At 33.3% G+C, this 16,612-nt stretch carries 17 protein-coding genes and 2 pseudogenes; 11 read left to right on the plus strand and 8 right to left on the minus strand.

Annotation, left to right across the window (positions count from 1 at the left end):
* Positions 1 to 90: 90 nt before the first annotated feature.
* The 5 genes from AACZ41_RS05220 to AACZ41_RS05240 all read left to right on the plus strand — a co-directional run bounded on the left by AACZ41_RS05220 (position 91) and on the right by AACZ41_RS05240 (position 4,411).
* Positions 91 to 1,161: a nickel-binding protein gene (locus AACZ41_RS05220; protein WP_339627296.1), complete on the plus strand. Its 1,071-nt coding sequence runs from the start codon at positions 91 to 93 to the stop codon at positions 1,159 to 1,161.
* A 120-nt stretch (positions 1,162 to 1,281) separates the two neighbouring features.
* The gene (gene mddA, locus AACZ41_RS05225) at positions 1,282 to 2,022 is read left to right on the plus strand and encodes a methanethiol S-methyltransferase (RefSeq protein ID WP_339627297.1); all 741 of its coding nucleotides are present in this window, start codon (positions 1,282 to 1,284) and stop codon (positions 2,020 to 2,022) included.
* A 21-nt stretch (positions 2,023 to 2,043) separates the two neighbouring features.
* A complete protein-coding gene (locus AACZ41_RS05230; RefSeq protein ID WP_339627298.1) occupies positions 2,044 to 2,418 on the plus strand; it encodes a group 1 truncated hemoglobin in 375 nt (124 codons plus the stop codon).
* 36 nt (positions 2,419 to 2,454) lie between these two features.
* The gene (locus AACZ41_RS05235) at positions 2,455 to 3,846 is read left to right on the plus strand and encodes an FAD-binding protein (RefSeq protein ID WP_339627299.1); all 1,392 of its coding nucleotides are present in this window, start codon (positions 2,455 to 2,457) and stop codon (positions 3,844 to 3,846) included.
* 166 nt (positions 3,847 to 4,012) lie between these two features.
* Entirely contained in the window at positions 4,013 to 4,411 is a 399-nt protein-coding gene (locus AACZ41_RS05240; protein WP_339627300.1) for a dihydrofolate reductase family protein, read from the plus strand.
* Positions 4,412 to 4,492: 81 nt separating this feature from the next.
* Here AACZ41_RS05240 and AACZ41_RS05245 read toward each other — a convergent pair whose 3' ends face one another.
* The 3 genes and pseudogenes from AACZ41_RS05245 to AACZ41_RS05255 all read right to left on the minus strand — a co-directional run.
* Positions 4,493 to 5,170, minus strand: a complete 678-nt coding sequence (locus AACZ41_RS05245; protein ID WP_339627301.1) for a type 1 glutamine amidotransferase domain-containing protein — start codon at positions 5,168 to 5,170, stop codon at positions 4,493 to 4,495.
* A 41-nt stretch (positions 5,171 to 5,211) separates the two neighbouring features.
* Entirely contained in the window at positions 5,212 to 6,210 is a 999-nt protein-coding gene (locus tag AACZ41_RS05250) for an NADP-dependent oxidoreductase (RefSeq protein ID WP_339627302.1), read from the minus strand.
* 331 nt (positions 6,211 to 6,541) lie between these two features.
* Positions 6,542 to 6,637, minus strand: a pseudogene (locus AACZ41_RS05255) (winged helix-turn-helix transcriptional regulator); the annotation flags it as partial.
* Between the two features lie 232 nt (positions 6,638 to 6,869).
* Here AACZ41_RS05255 and AACZ41_RS05260 point away from each other — a divergent pair.
* The 3 genes and pseudogenes from AACZ41_RS05260 to AACZ41_RS05270 all read left to right on the plus strand — a co-directional run.
* Positions 6,870 to 7,097: pseudogene (locus AACZ41_RS05260) on the plus strand (NAD(P)H-dependent oxidoreductase); the annotation flags it as partial.
* 219 nt (positions 7,098 to 7,316) lie between these two features.
* Positions 7,317 to 7,931: a MarC family protein gene (locus tag AACZ41_RS05265; protein ID WP_339627303.1), complete on the plus strand. Its 615-nt coding sequence runs from the start codon at positions 7,317 to 7,319 to the stop codon at positions 7,929 to 7,931.
* A gap of 443 nt (positions 7,932 to 8,374) precedes the next feature.
* Entirely contained in the window at positions 8,375 to 8,620 is a 246-nt protein-coding gene (locus AACZ41_RS05270; RefSeq protein ID WP_339627304.1) for a hypothetical protein, read from the plus strand.
* 393 nt (positions 8,621 to 9,013) lie between these two features.
* On the opposite strand, the gene AACZ41_RS05275 is transcribed toward AACZ41_RS05270, so the two are convergent.
* From AACZ41_RS05275 to AACZ41_RS05295, 5 genes are all read right to left on the minus strand, one after another.
* Positions 9,014 to 9,625 (minus strand): DEAD/DEAH box helicase, encoded by a 612-nt coding sequence (locus AACZ41_RS05275; protein ID WP_339627305.1) that lies wholly within the window; start codon positions 9,623 to 9,625, stop codon positions 9,014 to 9,016.
* Between the two features lie 129 nt (positions 9,626 to 9,754).
* On the minus strand, positions 9,755 to 10,654 hold the full coding sequence (locus AACZ41_RS05280) for an EamA family transporter (protein WP_339627306.1): 900 nt from the start codon (positions 10,652 to 10,654) through the stop codon (positions 9,755 to 9,757).
* A gap of 217 nt (positions 10,655 to 10,871) precedes the next feature.
* Positions 10,872 to 11,504 carry an NAD(P)H-dependent oxidoreductase gene (locus AACZ41_RS05285; protein WP_339627307.1) on the minus strand — a complete coding sequence of 211 codons (633 nt, stop codon included), beginning with the start codon at positions 11,502 to 11,504 and terminating at the stop codon, positions 10,872 to 10,874.
* A complete protein-coding gene (locus AACZ41_RS05290; protein WP_339627308.1) occupies positions 11,449 to 12,183 on the minus strand; it encodes a nucleoside-diphosphate sugar epimerase in 735 nt (244 codons plus the stop codon). The genes AACZ41_RS05285 and AACZ41_RS05290 overlap by 56 nt, the downstream gene beginning before the upstream one ends.
* Positions 12,176 to 12,769 (minus strand): TetR/AcrR family transcriptional regulator, encoded by a 594-nt coding sequence (locus AACZ41_RS05295; RefSeq protein ID WP_339627309.1) that lies wholly within the window; start codon positions 12,767 to 12,769, stop codon positions 12,176 to 12,178. Before AACZ41_RS05295 ends, AACZ41_RS05290 begins: the two co-directional genes overlap by 8 nt.
* Positions 12,770 to 13,364: 595 nt before the next feature.
* Here AACZ41_RS05295 and fabD point away from each other — a divergent pair.
* The 3 genes from fabD to AACZ41_RS05310 all read left to right on the plus strand — a co-directional run bounded on the left by fabD (position 13,365) and on the right by AACZ41_RS05310 (position 16,551).
* Entirely contained in the window at positions 13,365 to 14,240 is an 876-nt protein-coding gene (fabD, locus tag AACZ41_RS05300; protein ID WP_339627310.1) for an ACP S-malonyltransferase, read from the plus strand.
* A 571-nt stretch (positions 14,241 to 14,811) separates the two neighbouring features.
* Positions 14,812 to 15,156 (plus strand): hypothetical protein, encoded by a 345-nt coding sequence (locus tag AACZ41_RS05305; RefSeq protein ID WP_339627311.1) that lies wholly within the window; start codon positions 14,812 to 14,814, stop codon positions 15,154 to 15,156.
* Positions 15,157 to 15,606: 450 nt separating this feature from the next.
* Positions 15,607 to 16,551: an acyl-CoA desaturase gene (locus AACZ41_RS05310; RefSeq protein WP_339627312.1), complete on the plus strand. Its 945-nt coding sequence runs from the start codon at positions 15,607 to 15,609 to the stop codon at positions 16,549 to 16,551.
* Positions 16,552 to 16,612 lie beyond the last annotated feature (61 nt).

Raw genomic sequence — 16,612 nt, forward strand, 5'->3', positions numbered from 1 at the left:
CGTCATAAATAAATAATTATTACATTTAACAAGCTTACGACCATACTTCCCCCGAGTTTATACGAGTGTTAACCTTGTAAAATATACCAAATGCCCATATACATGGATCGCCACGATGTGGCGGAAGAAGTAACTGCTGAAATAGTAGCTGCACTTCATAAAGAAGATCTTCTAATTCAACATCAATACTGCTGTAAAGGGCTTACCTATTGGTATGATGATAATCGTAAAACAGCTTTTTGCTTGGTAGAGGCACCTAATAAAGAAGCTATTGCAGAAATGCATGCCCAAGCACATGGTGAGGTGCCAAATACAATCATTGAAGTGGATGCCAGTATTGTTGAATCATTTTTAGGTCGAATAGAGGATCCTGCAAAATCTCAAAAAACAGAATTGAATATTGTTAATGATCCTGCTTTTAGAATTCTAGTGGTACTTCAACTTTTTGAAAACGAACTAGCCACTGTACCTAACAACAAACTGTTCACATTGATTAAAACGATTACAGAAAAAAATGAAGGTCGTTTGATTAAAAATTCAACTAACTACTTATTAATTTCTTTTACCTCCACCACTAAGGCCATTGATGCTTCGTTGGCCATCAAAAAGGTTTTTTCTGACTTTAAAACGAACACTAAACAATTGTGTATTGGTGTAAGTGCTGGTGTACCCGTCACCAAAGAACATGGTTTTTTCGAGGAAACCATAAAAACTGCTATGCGATTGTCAAATATCTCGCGGGGACAAATCGTCATCACTTCTGAAGTAAAGGAATTATACGAAAGTGAAAATCAGAACTTACAATTATGTGATAAGGAAATAAAAACACTTCCATTTCAAGAAGAACAGTTTTTAAATAGTGTTATGAATTACTTAGATAGTGAATGGCAGAATCCTGATTTAGGTGTCGAGAAGTTTTGTTCCCATTTAGGTTTGAGCACTTCTCAACTGTATCGAAAAACGAAAAGCATATTACATACTTCCACAAATAATTTGATTCAAGAACACCGACTAGAAAACTCGGTAAAGCTATTATATAAAAAAGAAAAAAGTATCTCTGAAATCGCTTTTGAAACAGGCTTCAACAGTGCTGCCTATTTTACAAAGTGTTTTCATAAAAGGTATGGAATTTCGCCATCTTCCTTTATTAAGAGTACATAAGTAATTGAGATAAAAAGAATTACATTCTGAACGATTTGTTATAGTGTTTGGTTGAAATGTAGAATTCATAATGAAAAAGCATGACTAGATTTGGTAGAGACCATCGAAACATTAAAAGTCATGAGAAAAATGTTAATACTCATTTACGGAATTCTGGCCTACATTATTTTTTTGATTGCTTTCGTTTATTCTATTGGCTTTGTCAATAACCTTTGGGTATCAAAAGGTATAGATATAGGTGTTGAAATAAATTTGATGACCGCTTTACTTATTAATGTTGGGTTATTGAGCCTCTTTGCATTGCAACATAGTGTAATTGCCAGACCGGCATTCAAAAAATGGTGGGTTCAGATAATAGGCAAGCCAGCAGAAAGAAGTACCTATATTTTATTGACCAGTTTGGCACTTTTGCTCCTTTTTTGGAAATGGCAACCTATGCCTAACATAGTTTGTACTATTGAAAACAATTCAATGGTAATAAGCGTACAGGTCATTTATTTTATTGGATGGACTATTGTATTGCTCTCCACTTTTATGATCAGTCATTTTGAACTATTTGGTCTGACTCAAATTTTAGATAATTTAAAAAACAACGTTTCGAAGTCCCCATCATTTCAGGCTAATTTTTTCTACGGCTTGGTTCGTCATCCTATAATGCTCGGTTTTTTGATTGCTTTTTGGGCAACCCCAACAATGACTACCGGCCACTTACTATTTGCAGTGGTGACTACTGTTTACATTCTGGTAGCTGTAAAATTCTTAGAAGAAAGAGACCTTAAAAAAGCATTGGGAGAAACCTATGTTAACTATCAAAAAAAGGTGCCGATGTTTATTCCATTAACCAAATTATCAAAACAATAATCACTTTAAAAACTAAATATCATGAATAAATCACTTTTTGAACGTCTAGGAGGAAGAGCAGGAATTTCCACTATTGTTGATAACACCGTTACTAACCATATGGAAAACCCAGCCATTAACGCTAGGTTCATACCTTTTAAAGATCAACCCGAACGTCTGGCTATAATTAAAAGCCATACTATTGACTTTTTTAGTGCCGGTAGTGGCGGACCAGCAACGTATACTGGAAAGGATATGGTCACTGCCCATACAGGAATGAATATAAGTCCTGGAGAATATATGCACGTGATGGATGATATTTTCAAAGCCTTGGATCAAAACGGTATTGATGAGGAATCCAAAAAGGATGTCCTTGCTATATTATGGTCCTTAAAAGGAATGATGATATCAAAATAAACTAAGTACTTCTATAGCATAAAAACGGAACAAACCATGAAAAACCTTCAACAGCCTATCACAGAAGAAATTATAAAAAGCCTACGGAAGCAATTAAAAGGTGCGCTAATTACACCTAACGACACTTTGTATGATGAAACACGAAAAGTATATAACGCTATGATTGATAAACATCCTGGCGCTATTGCTATGTGCACCGATGTGAATGATGTTAAAGTAGCCGTTGACTTTGGTAGGAATAATAATCTTCTTGTTGCAATTAGAGGAGGTGGCCATAATGGCGGCGGACTAGGATTATGCGATGGCGGATTGGTCATTGACTTATCTGGACTTAAGTCTATTACGGTAAATACGGATAACAGCACTGTAAAAGTTGGGGGCGGTTGTATTTGGAATGAAGTGGATACAGCTACCCATGAGTATGGACTTGCCATACCTTCAGGGATGGTTTCAAGTACTGGTGTTGGCGGATTGACCCTAGGTGGTGGTGTTGGATATCTAGCTCGCAAATACGGTCTCACCATTGATAATCTCTTGGGAGCCGAAATGATTTTGGCAGATGGATCTATTGTTTCAGCTAATCAAAATGAGAATGTAGATTTGTTCTGGGCAATTGGTGGTGGAGGTGGAAACTTTGGTGTGGTTACTGAATTTACATTTCAGGCACATAATCTCAATACTGTTTATGGCGGACCAACATTATGGCCCATTGAACAAGTAGAGGAAATTATGGAATGGTTCGATGGATTTATCCGAACAGCCTCTGATGATATTAATGGATTTATAGCAACAATGATTATCCCAGAATCACCATTTCCAGAACATTTACACAACAAAAAGTTCTGTGGTATTGTATGGTGTTATGTTGGGGATATGACGAAGGCAAAAGAAGTTTTCGCCCCAATTTTAGCTAAAAAACCAATATTCGCTCATGTTGGGGAATTGCCTTATCCTGCTATTCAAACCATGTTCGATGGCTTATTACCTACTGGTATGCAATGGTACTGGCGTGCCGATTTCTTTAATTCACTAAACGCAGATATACGGGCACAGCATTTAAAATTCGGTTCAGCGATACCGACCCCTTTATCTCAGATGCATTTATATCCAATTACGGGTGCAGCAAGTAGAGTAGGAGCTACAGATACACCATGGGCATACCGTGACGCAGAGTATTGTGGCGTTTATGTTGGTGTTGACCCAGACCCTAAGAATGCCGATAAAATTACCAAATGGTGTAAAGATTATTACAATGCCTTACATCCATATTCTGCCGGAGGGGCCTATTCTAATTTCATGATGGATGAGGGTCAAGAACGCGTTAAAGCAAGCTATAAGCAAAACTATGAACGATTAACGCAAATTAAGCATCAATATGATCCTACCAACTTTTTTAGGGTAAATCAAAATATTATACCAAAATTGTAACTTAAGGATAGCTAAAAAGGATATGATGAAGAAAGTAATGTACTATATAGCTATTTCTATTGATAACTTTATATGCTGACTCGACGCTGATGTTAGCGGATTTGTTGGAGAAGGTAACGGCATTTCACAATACTTGGTCGATTTAAAGGAATTTGAAACTGTTATCATGGGTCGAAAAACGTATGAGTTTGGGTATGGCTTCGGATTAAAATCAGGGCAACCCGCTTATCCTCATATGGTCCACTATATATTTTCTAAATCCTTGAGCTTTGAAAACAAGCATGAAAAAGTTCATGTACTTACTGATTATGAAACTGAAAAAATTCGAGAACTAAAAGAAACTTCTAAAACCCATATCTATTTATGCGGCGGAGGTATTTTTGCTGGTTGGCTTTTAGAACAAAAGTTCATAGATGTACTAAAGGTAAAATTGAATCCTTTACTACTTGGTGATGGTATTCGGTTATTCGGTAATTCAAAACAAGGCTATAAACTGAATCTTACCGAAACGCAATCATATGACCATGGGCTAGTATTCAATACTTACGATATTTTATATAATTAGCTTAAAGGTGTAACAACCATGTTTAAAAAAAGTCCAGTAAACATGTGTTTATTGGACTTTGCAATTTTGAAAATTATCGTCTTATTTCAAAGAGGCCAATAGCTTTTCAGCCACCAATTCTGACGAAGCAGGGTTTTGACCAGTAATTAAATTACCATCTTGAATTGCATAAGCAGTCCAATCTTCTTTCTTAGAATAGATTCCGCCATTTTCCTTCAACATATCTTCTACTAAAAACGGAACTACATTCGTTAATTGAACAGCAGCTTCTTCCGTATTGGTAAAGCCTGTAACTTTTTTTCCTTTCACTAACGGATTACCATCTTTTCCCTTAACACCTTTTAGTGCTGCTGTAGCGTGACATACAAATGCTACTGACTTATCTTGTTCGTTAAATGTTTCAATCAATTTAATAGACGTAGCATCATTTGCTAAATCCCACAACGGTCCGTGCCCACCAGGGTAGAACACTGCATCAAAATCTGAAGCATTGATGTTTGTTAAAATTTTTGTATTTGCAATTACATCTTGAGCTGCTTTATCTTCTTTATAGCGTTTCGTATCTTTAGTTTGCGCATCTTCAGTATCACTACTAGGGTCAATGGGCGCTTGACCTCCTTTTGGTGTAGCCACGGTAATAGTGGCACCTTTGTCTAATAAAGCGTAATACGGAGCAGCGAATTCCTCAATCCAAAATCCTGTTTTCTTTCCTGTGTCTCCCAATGTATCGTGAGAGGTCAATACAAATAATATTTTCATTTTCTTTTTTTTTAATTTTTGATTTATTACTAATGGCTTTGTTATGCCTTAACTATCATTTTTCCTTTATTTTTTCCTGCCATCATATCTAAAAACGCTTTGGGAGTATTTTCGAAACCTTCTACTATGGTTTCTTTGTAAGTCAATTTACCTTCACCCAACCAAGTAGCTAAATGCTTCATTGCTTCAGGGAATTTATCCGCATAATTTGAAACAATAAACCCTTGCATTAATGCACTATTCTTCACTAGGAAAGGCTGTACGCTAAGGCCTGTTGGTAATTCGGTGTTATTATAAACCGATATTGCACCACAAATAACCATTCTTGCGAATCTGTTAATACTGAATAAAACAGCATCAGAAATTGGACCTCCAACATTATCAAAATAGATATCTACACCATTGGGAGCTGCTTTTTGAATAGCAGATTTCATATCTTTTGTGGTTTTGTAATTGATACCATGGTCAAAACCAAGTTCCGATGTCAGCATATTCACTTTCTCATCAGATCCAGCAATACCGATAACATTAAGTCCAAGTATTTTACCTATCTGACCAACAACACTACCAACGGCCCCTGCAGCACCAGAAACAACTAAAGTTTCTCCTTTTTTTGGCTTTCCAATTTCATGAAGACCTAAAAAAGCTGTTAGGCCTGTCATACCAACAATACCTAAATAGGCACTCAAAGGAGCTTTATCTTTATCAACTTTCTGTAAACCTTCGCCATTCGATATTTGTTTGGTTTTCCAGGGTAGTAATCCGGCAACGAAATCTCCTTTTTTGAATTTTTCATTTTTAGAATCAACTACCTTTGCTATAATACCCGAACTAACAGGTTTTCCTACTTCAAAGGGTTCTATATACGATTTAGCATCACTCATTCGACCACGTAAATAAGGGTCTACGGAAATATACTCAGTTTCCAATAAAATTTCTCCTTCAGATATTTTAAGTAAATTTTCTACTTGTTTCATTTCGAAATCGGCAAGGGTAGGAGTACCTACGGGACGTTTTTTTAATATTATTGACTTAGTCATACCTTATATATTTTAATTTCAGCGACCTTAAATCCACCTTCTATTATCGTTAAATGTTACTTCAACCAAATACTATATTTATCTAGAGTTAGAGTATTTAATTCTTGCCCTATTCAAAGGTATTACAAAAAAGAATGAACGTTCATTTTTTAACAAAGGTTTATAAAATTTAATAATCAAAGTTTTAAAGATTATAAATACAAGCAGGTAGGGCATAGTGAAGTTTATTATTAAATAATTTATCCTTTTTCATCCGCTACCATTTTACCACAATTTGCCTTAGAAGTGAGAACTAGAGCTAAGCTTTGCCAAATTGTGTTAATGAATATTATACTTTCAAAGGAGGTTTTTCAGTATACACTTTACGTGTTATTAATCCGTATTTTTCCAATTGCTTTAATTGTAAAATTAGGGTTCACTCCGTAATTTGGGTAGCACCCTTAAAATTGGATACTGCTGGCCACTTTGTTTTAGGTTTAAGCATGAAATCGCCAATGGTAAACCACGATGCTAAATACATCATGCATATGATGAAAGAAGTTAAGCATTTACCTGCCGATGCTATTGAAATGTATTCAAAATTCTATAGAGAATTTCAGCAACGTGATTTTGATTTGGATACGAATAAAAAATTATTCGACTGATTAGCTAAACAAACCTATTTCGCTTTAGGAAATATGATGACAGCAGTTGCATTAACAGAAATCGATTCTTGCCCAATTGAAGGCTTTTACCAAGAAAAAGCAGAAGCTTTATTGAAAGAAAAGTTTGGTGTGGATACCGATAAATATGGCTTATCTTTTATGGTCGCTTTTGATTACATAAAAGCAGATGCGGCACATGAGAAGTCAAGAAAAGAATTTAAGAATATCGTTACTTTGAAATAATTTAGAGTAACGGATAGATTGGAATGCATCGAATTATATTGGTGCATTTTCTTTTAATACATACTTACCATTCATAAGCAAAATTTTAAAGACATTAATTTTAATAGGGCTTTATAATAAAGCACTATTCCACGTCACAAAATTCAAGTAATTTTGCATTTTTAAAATATATAAGGGAAAAGTTTCCACAAACTATTTTGATAAATATTTTCATGACAAATGGATAACTTAATTACTTTCTCAATTACCGTATTCACTGGGTTTTTCGCTATTACAAACCCCATATCGAACATGACACTTTTTTTGTCCTTAACTCAAGGCGCAGATGAAAAAACAAAACTAGATATAAATAAAAGAGCCAATATTATTGCGTTTATTATTGTAACCGTTTTTGTGCTTTTAGGTAAGTTTATTTTTGAACTTTTCAATATTAGTATTCCCGCATTTAAAATTACAGGTGGTATCTTAATTTTTTATATCGGTTTTGATATGCTTCAATCAAAACAATCTAGTGTAAAAAGTATAAAGCATGTACACATTGATGAAAACATAGCGGTATCTCCTCTAGCAATACCAATTTTAGCTGGTCCTGGAACGATTGTTACTTCAATGAATTTTGTATCTAAAGTTGAGCCCATTCAAATATTTTTGGTAATAGCAATTTTTGGTCTTATGAGTTTAATAACTTATTTCACTTTTAGGTTAAGTGATCATATAGTTAAAGTAGTGGGTTATAATGTTATCTCTGTAATAGGTAAGATAATGGGTTTAATTATAGCTATTATAGGTACCGGTATGATTGTAGAGGGTATTAAAATTTCCTTTGACTTATAATTTCATTGTAATTATGGTTGTTTTAAATCGGGAACAGATTTATCGAATTTTTCAATCCTCAAACGAGAATATTTACTACTATAGTGTTGGTATAGCGAATACAGAAATCGATAGAGGGTTATTCTAATTTATACTAGTCATCAAAAAGTGATTATTTCTTTTATAAGTTATAGAATAAAAAGCATCTAAAATAAACACAGGTATAGTATTATCAGGAGGTGGCATTAGGGGTTTTGCCCACAATGGAGTTATTTAAGCTTTAGAGGAATATGGTATATCACCCACACATATATCTAGTACAAGTGCCGGGACAATCGTAGGTGCTTTGCATGCTGGAGGAATTAAATGGCCATATATTTTAGAGTTTATCAACGCTATTCCAATTTTTCATACTAATAGATTTGCTCTTAAGAAACCAGGATTTCTGGATACTGAAAAATTTTATGATGAGTTTAAAAAGTTCTTCCCAAAAGACACTTTTGAATCAATACCGAAATCTCTATTTATTACCGCAACTGATATTAAAAAAAGGTGACTTGGTTATTTCACCAGAAGAATTAAGCCCATTTGCTACATTCGGCATGAGATATATTGATGACATTTTTGATATAGGCTATAATAGCACTTTTAAAAAACTAAATGAACATGATTATATAAAACAAGGTACCGGTCTAAGGATAAAACTCTAGTTTCAATTAAATTTTATACCGCACATCTAAAAGCTTGAGAAGTTAACTATTGCTTTTATTTATTTTTGTAAATTCTATATACTACACACACACACACACCACTATTTAAATATTGGTTATTAAATGATAATCGTTGATCGATATAAAAAGTCATTGACCAATGACTTTTTTACTTAATATTAAATAATGCCAAGTATGAAACTATAACTAGCAAAATTAATCTTATCTCAAGTATTTTACTTTTAGTGGTTATGGCATGTGTTAAAGGCATGGATAAGAAAGAGGAAATATCAACTTCTAATTCGAGAGAAGAGTTGGTGTTATCGACCATCATAAAATTTAAACATACCTGATTTTAACATTTGCACCTAAAAAAAGAAGTCTATTCGAGTATTAAATTTTCACATGGTGCGCACGTTCCATAAAGAACTCTTCGAAACGCTTTAACTTCGGATTCAATTTTTCAGAATACAATACATACTGACATTTCATTATACTCTGAGCCACTGTAATCATAGCAGTGTATTCTGATTTTTGCACCAAAAAATCTGCATCATCAATACTGCAAATTTTTAATTGCGAAGTGCTTACACCATTTAAAAGAAATAATTTGTGTAGGGTAGTAGGTGTTGTAATTAATATATCTATACCTTCAAATATTTCCGATTTTTGAATATCGATATGTAACTCTTTATAGCTTGCATACAATCGAAGGGAAGAATACTTCGTAAACCGCAGAAATTCATCGTAAAGTTCTAATACCTTTTCTTTATTCTCAACAACTACGACAGCCCTGGGTGCATTACCAACTGCTTCACATTTTAATTTTTGAAGTGTGGTAAGAATTAGAGTAGTCGTTTTTCCACTTTCTTTTGGAGCGGTACAATATACATTTGAACCACTTTTTATAATGGGAATACTGCTTTTTTGAAAAGGTGTAGGTTCTTCAATTGAAAAACCCTCTAACATTTCTAACAAATAAGGATTCAGTTTTTTAAACGACATAACTATAAACTAATAAAATTACTTAACCCAAGTAAAGGCTAATAATTGAACAAATATACAGCCATCAAATGGGGAAAATAGAGTATAACCTCCATTTTTATAATTGCCACTCACAAACTTGTTCGTTTTCTAAGAATACAGAATTAGAAAAACACCTGTCATAATTCCCGCTAGAGGCACTAACTTCTTTCGTTTATTTTGTTCTTTAAATAATACCCCACCTATTACTACTGCTATCAATATCTGACTTCGTTTAATGGCAGATAGCAACATAATCAATGCGTCAGGATCTTGTAATGCCTTAAAATAAAAATAATCGGCTATTTGCAATAGTATACCGACCAAGGGTATGGACCACCGCCATTTAAAGGCTTTTCTTTTGTCTGCATTCGGAAACCAGGTAATTGTTAAAATGATGAGCAAAATTAAGACCGTATAGAAGCAGAACCAGAATTGTAAGGTCTGCGGATTTAAAGCTAAACTTTGTATCAGAAATTTATCATACAAACCGCTGGAAGCACCTAAAAAAGTTGCGCCAATAATTGCAAATATCCATTTGTTGCGCTTAAAGTGGATTCCTTCTTTTTTTCCAATTCTGGAATAAAGAAGAACTGAGAAAATGATAAGAAAAAAGCCTATCCATTGATACGTATTCGGCTTTTCGTTATATATAGTTATTGCACCAATAAAGGTGAAAAACGGACCAGCAGAACGTATAGGAGTAACTATAGTAATGGGGAGATGTTTTAATGCTTGGTATGCCAATACCCATGAAGCGGCCATTATAGCGGACTTAACCGCAATAAAACCATGTGTTTTTAAGGGAATATCAGTAATATAAAACTGAATTTCAATCATGTGCTCTTTAAAAAATACAGAGCCAATATAAAAGGGGAGGAGTAATAAAAATCCTGAAGAGATAGTACCTAATAAAACAGGAAAGACTTCATTACCTTGTACTGCGTGTTTCTTACATAAGTTATGTAAACCTAAAAATAGTGCAGCTAAAAGTCCAAGGTACATCCACATAATGCGCGCGAAGATATTGGTTTTCTAAAGTTCAATATAGAAATATTAAAACTTATAGCGATTTGAGTGTCAATGAACTATTCCTTAATAGCTATAAATAAGCAACCTAATACTACCTAATGATAACAAAAAAAGGTTGTCTATAACTGACAACCCTTTTCTTAAAAACTTAAATTCAAAATTGCTCAACTTATTTGTCCTTTTAATTTTCAAAAGCTTATTCAATAATAGTTACCAAATCTTTCATTGGTTTTCTCACTTTCTTTAAGTTTACCAACCAATCTTCACTTTCATTTCTATAACCAATAGGCAGTAATACAGCACTTCGCAAATCTTTCTCACGAAGTCCTAGAATTTTATCAACTTCATCAGGTTCAAAACCTTCTAACGGAGTAGCATCTACACCTTCGTATGCCGCTGCAATAATAGAATGCGAAAAAGCTATGTAAGCTTGTTTCGTAGCATGGTTAAAATTTTCTTCAGCACTTTTTTGTGGATAAGAGCCTAATAGCATTTGACGGTAATTTTCCCATCCTTCGTTTTTAAATCCACGAATCTCGTTCGTTAAGTCGAACATGTAATTTATTCTTTCTGCAGTATAAGTATCCCAAGCGGCAAAAACAAGTAAGTGAGAGCAGTCTGTAATTACAGATTGATTCCATGCAACTGGTCTAATTTGTTCTTTAATTTTTTGATTCTTAATCACTATAATCTCAAAAGGTTGTAACCCACTTGATGTAGGTGCTAAACGTGCTGCTTCTAGAATACGTTCTATTTTATCTTCAGCTACTTTTTTACCGTTCATTGCCTTGGCGGCATATCTCCAATTTAATTTGTCTAATAATTCCATATATATCAATCTTTTTTTTCTTTTCAGCTATTTGTTTAATATTGTCTGAAGTAATGATTATTTCGGTTTTACTTACGTTATTGGCAAGATTGACCATGGCTTGTGCAATGCTTTCTGCATTTATTGTTTTATACTTTTTTAATGGACCAATGAAAAGTGGTTGAATAATTTTGAATACCACAATTCCTATTTTTTCCAATACTCTACGTTCGTTACGTTCACCACCAATTAATGAGGGTCTTAATATTAAAGTATTCTTAATTCCTTGCTGAAGCACATCTTGTTCCATTTCACCTTTTGTTCTATTATAAAACACATTACTCGCTTTATTTGCTCCCATGGCAGAAATAACTAAGAAGGTTGGTATATCATTTTCCTTTGCAAGCTTGGCAGCGGTAACAGGTATCCCGTAATCTATCTTCTTATACAACTTTTTGTTTGGTGTTTTTTTAGCGGTAGTACCAATACAACAATACACTTCATCTGCGATAAAATCTGTTCTATACCGTTCAAGTTCTAGTATATTAACAATGAATTGAATTACCTTATTTGGTAATCCTTCAATTCGGGTTCGTGAAAACAATTTAATAGTACTGTACCTATTGTCATCTATTAATTTTTGAAGTAAAAGACCACCGGTTAAACCCGTAGCTCCTAATATAATAGCTGTCTTATTCATGTTGCTTACAGACTTTAATACTACTCCAAGCTGCCTCATAAGCTTGGTCTAGTTCTAGTTGAGTTAATTGAATCGACCCACGATTTTGTGCCATCATTAAGAATGATAACGGATTTATGGCGTAGGCATACAATAAGTAATCTGATAGCGGTTTAATAATGCCCTCTTTTTTTCCACGAGCCCATAAGTCGAGGAGAGGCTGTAAATGCTTAATCCCTTCTTTTCTGCTTACTTCATCAATCATGGGAGTATTATCACATTGTGCTAAAAACAGGGCATTTGCACTTTCTTTTATTTTAAATTCTGCTATGCGCTTCCAAATCACTTTAAACCCAAATTCTATTGGCATGGTTTTATCATAGGTTTCAAAAGCATATGCGGTATAACATGCTTTAACTTCGATATAGGTTTTGTTTACTAAATCTTGTTTATTGTCAAAATATAGATAAATGGTTGCTGGTGAAACATTGGCCATTTTAGCAATCTTACTCATGGGGGTAGCATGAAACCCATTATTATTCACTAATTCAATAGTCGCTTGTATTAATGCGTTACGCTTGTCTATACTTTTTTGAAGTGCTGCCATATTTAATAAAATCAAAACACAAAGATATAGAAAATGAATGTTCATTCTTTTTTATTAACACAAGTTTAATTTACGACGTATAGAAGGTAGAGGCATAGCGTTTCATAATAAATAGTGCAAAGTCATTGAATAAAATGCCACTTGAATCTTTGGCTATATACTCTAATGGGCCCACTTAAATTCTATGTAATGATAAATGATTAAAATCTTGTATTTTAAAATGAATCTATTAAAAGGTTATTGTTTAACTTGAATTAAACTTTAGAAGTAGAGTAATATTAGGCTTTAAGGATTTGATATCTTGTTATTCATTATGATTAATTGCGTTGGTGTGTTTCTATAATTCAAACGCTAATATTTTTCACTATTAAAAAATAGGCTTGGTGTATTTCAACCTTTTTAAGTGTTACATAAAGCAGATTTTTAATTAAAAGTTTACATTACTGAACTGTAGTATATATTTATAAAATATTGATATACAAAACTTAACAGCATCTGATAAAATTCCACTTTAACAAATAAGTGCTTGTTTTCTTATAGATTCTATTACATATCAAGATTGAATATTTAAAAATCTTAACAATCTATTCTAGTTATGCATGCGTACTTATTCCCTGGTCAAGGCACTCAATATCCTGGTATGGGAAAAGAGTTGTATGAAAAATCTAAATTGGCTCAAGAATATTTTAAAAAAGCCAATACTATTTTAAAATATTCAATTACTGATGTTATGTTTAATGGGTCTGCCGTAGATTTAAAGCAAACCAAATTTTCGCAGCCTGCAATATTTTTACACTCTTATATTTTGGCAAAAACCCTTGGGAAGGGGTTTAAACCCGATGTGGTTGCCGGGCATTCGTTGGGTGAGATATCAGCTTTGGCTGCTATTGAATCGTTAGATTTTGAATGGGCCCTAAAACTGATATCCAAGCGCGCCTCGCTTATGCAAAAAATGTGTGAAATCGAAAATACAGGTATGGCCGTTGTAGTTGGGTTATACGATGTTATTGTAAAAGATATCTGCGATAAGGTAAAAGGTGTCGTTGTACCCGCTAATTATAATGCGTTGAAGCAAGTTGTTATTTCAGGAGAAACAAAGGCATTAGATGAAGTTTGCGAAAAATTAAGGCCAGGTGCTGTTCGTGTGTTCCCTTTAGCTGTAAGTGGAGCATTTCATTCTCCTTTTATGGAGCCAATCGTTGAAGAATTCAAGTCGGCAATAGCCGAAACAAAATTCAAAAAACCAATTTGCCCAATTTATCAGAATGTCAACGCACGACCAATTGACGATATAGAATTAATTAAGAAAAATTTAGTCGATCAGCTGACGCATCCTGTAATGTGGAGGCATACAATACTCAATATGTTGAAGGATGGAACGACTGAATTTACTGAAATTGGTCCTGGAAATTTTTTAAGACGTCTTGTTCGTAACATCAATAAAAATGTTTTAACAAACGGAATCTCATAAATAGTTGAAACACTTTTAAAATTATATATTTCAGAATGTAGCTTTTCGGGCAGGTAAGAATTTAACACTAAATTTTAAAAAAAGTAATTCCTTTTTAAAAGTAAAAATCTATGTAAAGAGGTTCTTGAATATTTTCAAATACTGTGATTAAGCAAATGTGCTTGACTTAAGTTTATGATACTACGATTCTATTAAACTAATAAAGGCAAAATATATTTTCGAAAATACAAACCATACTTTCTTCCCAAACACTATAAATTGGTAGAATATCCTCATAAATTCAAAGGAATTCCTATAACGGAATACCAATAGTATTCTATATATTTAATAACTCCAATAAAGGTAGTTCCCTCGTACTTTTATAAAATAACGTCAATATCTATTTTATAATAGGTATTACAATAGTTTTGTAATAATGTATAAAATTCTAACACTTGATGGCGGCGGAAGTTAGGCTGTTATTAAACTATTCACCTTAAAAGATCGCTATGGAAACCTTAATGGTCACGAAATACTAAGAAAGTTCGACCTAGTTATTGCTAATTCTGATGGAAGTATTGTTTTAGCTGCTTTGGCCGAAGATTATTCTATCGATAAAGCAATCACTCTATTTCAAGATAAGAAGAATAGAGAACGGATATTTCATAAAAACACCTTTAAAGACCGCTATTTTCCAGTTGATTATCTTGGTTTATTGAATGCATGCTTTGGTCCAAAATATAGTGCTATAAAAAATGAGTTAGATATGGATTTAACCAAAGACGATGAAATCAATTTACTTATAGCTTGCTTTAATGCCTGGAAAAATGGCCACATTTATAACCAAACCATAGAGTTTAAACAGAAAAGAAATAATGATATCTTATTTCAACAAGGCGATCAATGGTATCAGGATGGATTAGTTGGGAAGTGCTAGAATGATAAGTGCTCCGTAAAATCAACATTTAAAGAAAAGTAAAAAATGCCTAATCATAAATTATTTATAGCCAAACTAATTTAACCTACCTTTAAAGCATTAATAATTTGGATTGCTTTCCGTTTTTTAATTTCTGACAATTTTAATTAATCTATCGCTCTCTTTAATTTATTGAATATAAAAAGTCATATCGCTATGATATTACAAAATAATTGGTTCAAATAAACATAAGCAAATTAGGTTAAGTCAGCGCCTCACTATAAACAAAAGCTGCTATTTTTTTAATTGATAAAAATCCCCTAAAACTATATCAGTATCGCAAATCCAATATTCTCCCGGGACATAAATCCTGATTTTTCAAGAACATTAAGAAAAAGAGTGAATACCTATTTTAAAACCAATAATAAGAGTCGTAATGCCAATGTTACTATGGTTATAAAAACCATAATTATGTTAACTTTGTTCTTTGCTCCCCTCATACTACTTTCATCAGGCTTGGTTACTTCTGCTCCATTTCTATTTTCATTATACATTTTAAGTGGATTGGGCATGGCCGGTATAGGTATGGGCGTTATGCATGATGCCATACATGGCTCATACTCTAAAAACAAAAGAATCAATACTCTTTTAGGCTATTCGTTCAACCTTATTGGCGCCAATGCAACTATCTGGAAAATTCAGCACAATGTTTTGCACCATACTTTCACCAATATAGACCATGCTGATGATGATTTGAACGCACCATTTTTCTTACGTTTCTCACCACATGCCAAACATTACTGGGTACATCAATTCCAGCATATTTATATATGGTTTTTTTATATGATTTCTACATTATCTTGGATAACTACCAAAGATTTCGTACGCCTAAAACGTTTTCGTGACATGGGATTTTTAGACAAAAAAAATGAATACGAAAAAACATTGGTTAGCATGGCGGCATGGAAACTATTGTATTATTCTTATGCATTGATATTACCTATGATTATGTTACCTTTTGCATGGTGGATAATTTTATTGGCATTTTTATCTATGCATTTTGTAACTGGAATGTTGGTAAGTATTGTTTTTCAGATAGCACATATTATGCCCGTGAACGAATTTCCACTTCCTAATGATAAAGGAATGATGAAAGATGATTGGTATGGACATCAATTCGCAACAACAAGTAATTTTTCTCCTAACAGTAAGTTACTATTTTGGCTGATTGGCGGACTCAATTATCAAGTAGAACACCATGTATTACCAGATGTTTGTCACGTACACTATAAAGATCTTACAAAGATTGTATCTGAAACCGCACTTGAATTTGGCATGCCTTATAATGTAAAAAAATCTATAGGTCATGCTATCTGGGACCATACTAAAATGCTTCGCATGTTAGGTAAAAAATAAAAACCTTTTACATACTTACTTTCTTAATGTCAAAACTTTAGAATACAACTGATATTTTCTA

The organism is uncultured Maribacter sp. (assembly GCF_963974015.1).
In the GTDB taxonomy this organism is placed as follows: domain Bacteria; phylum Bacteroidota; class Bacteroidia; order Flavobacteriales; family Flavobacteriaceae; genus Maribacter.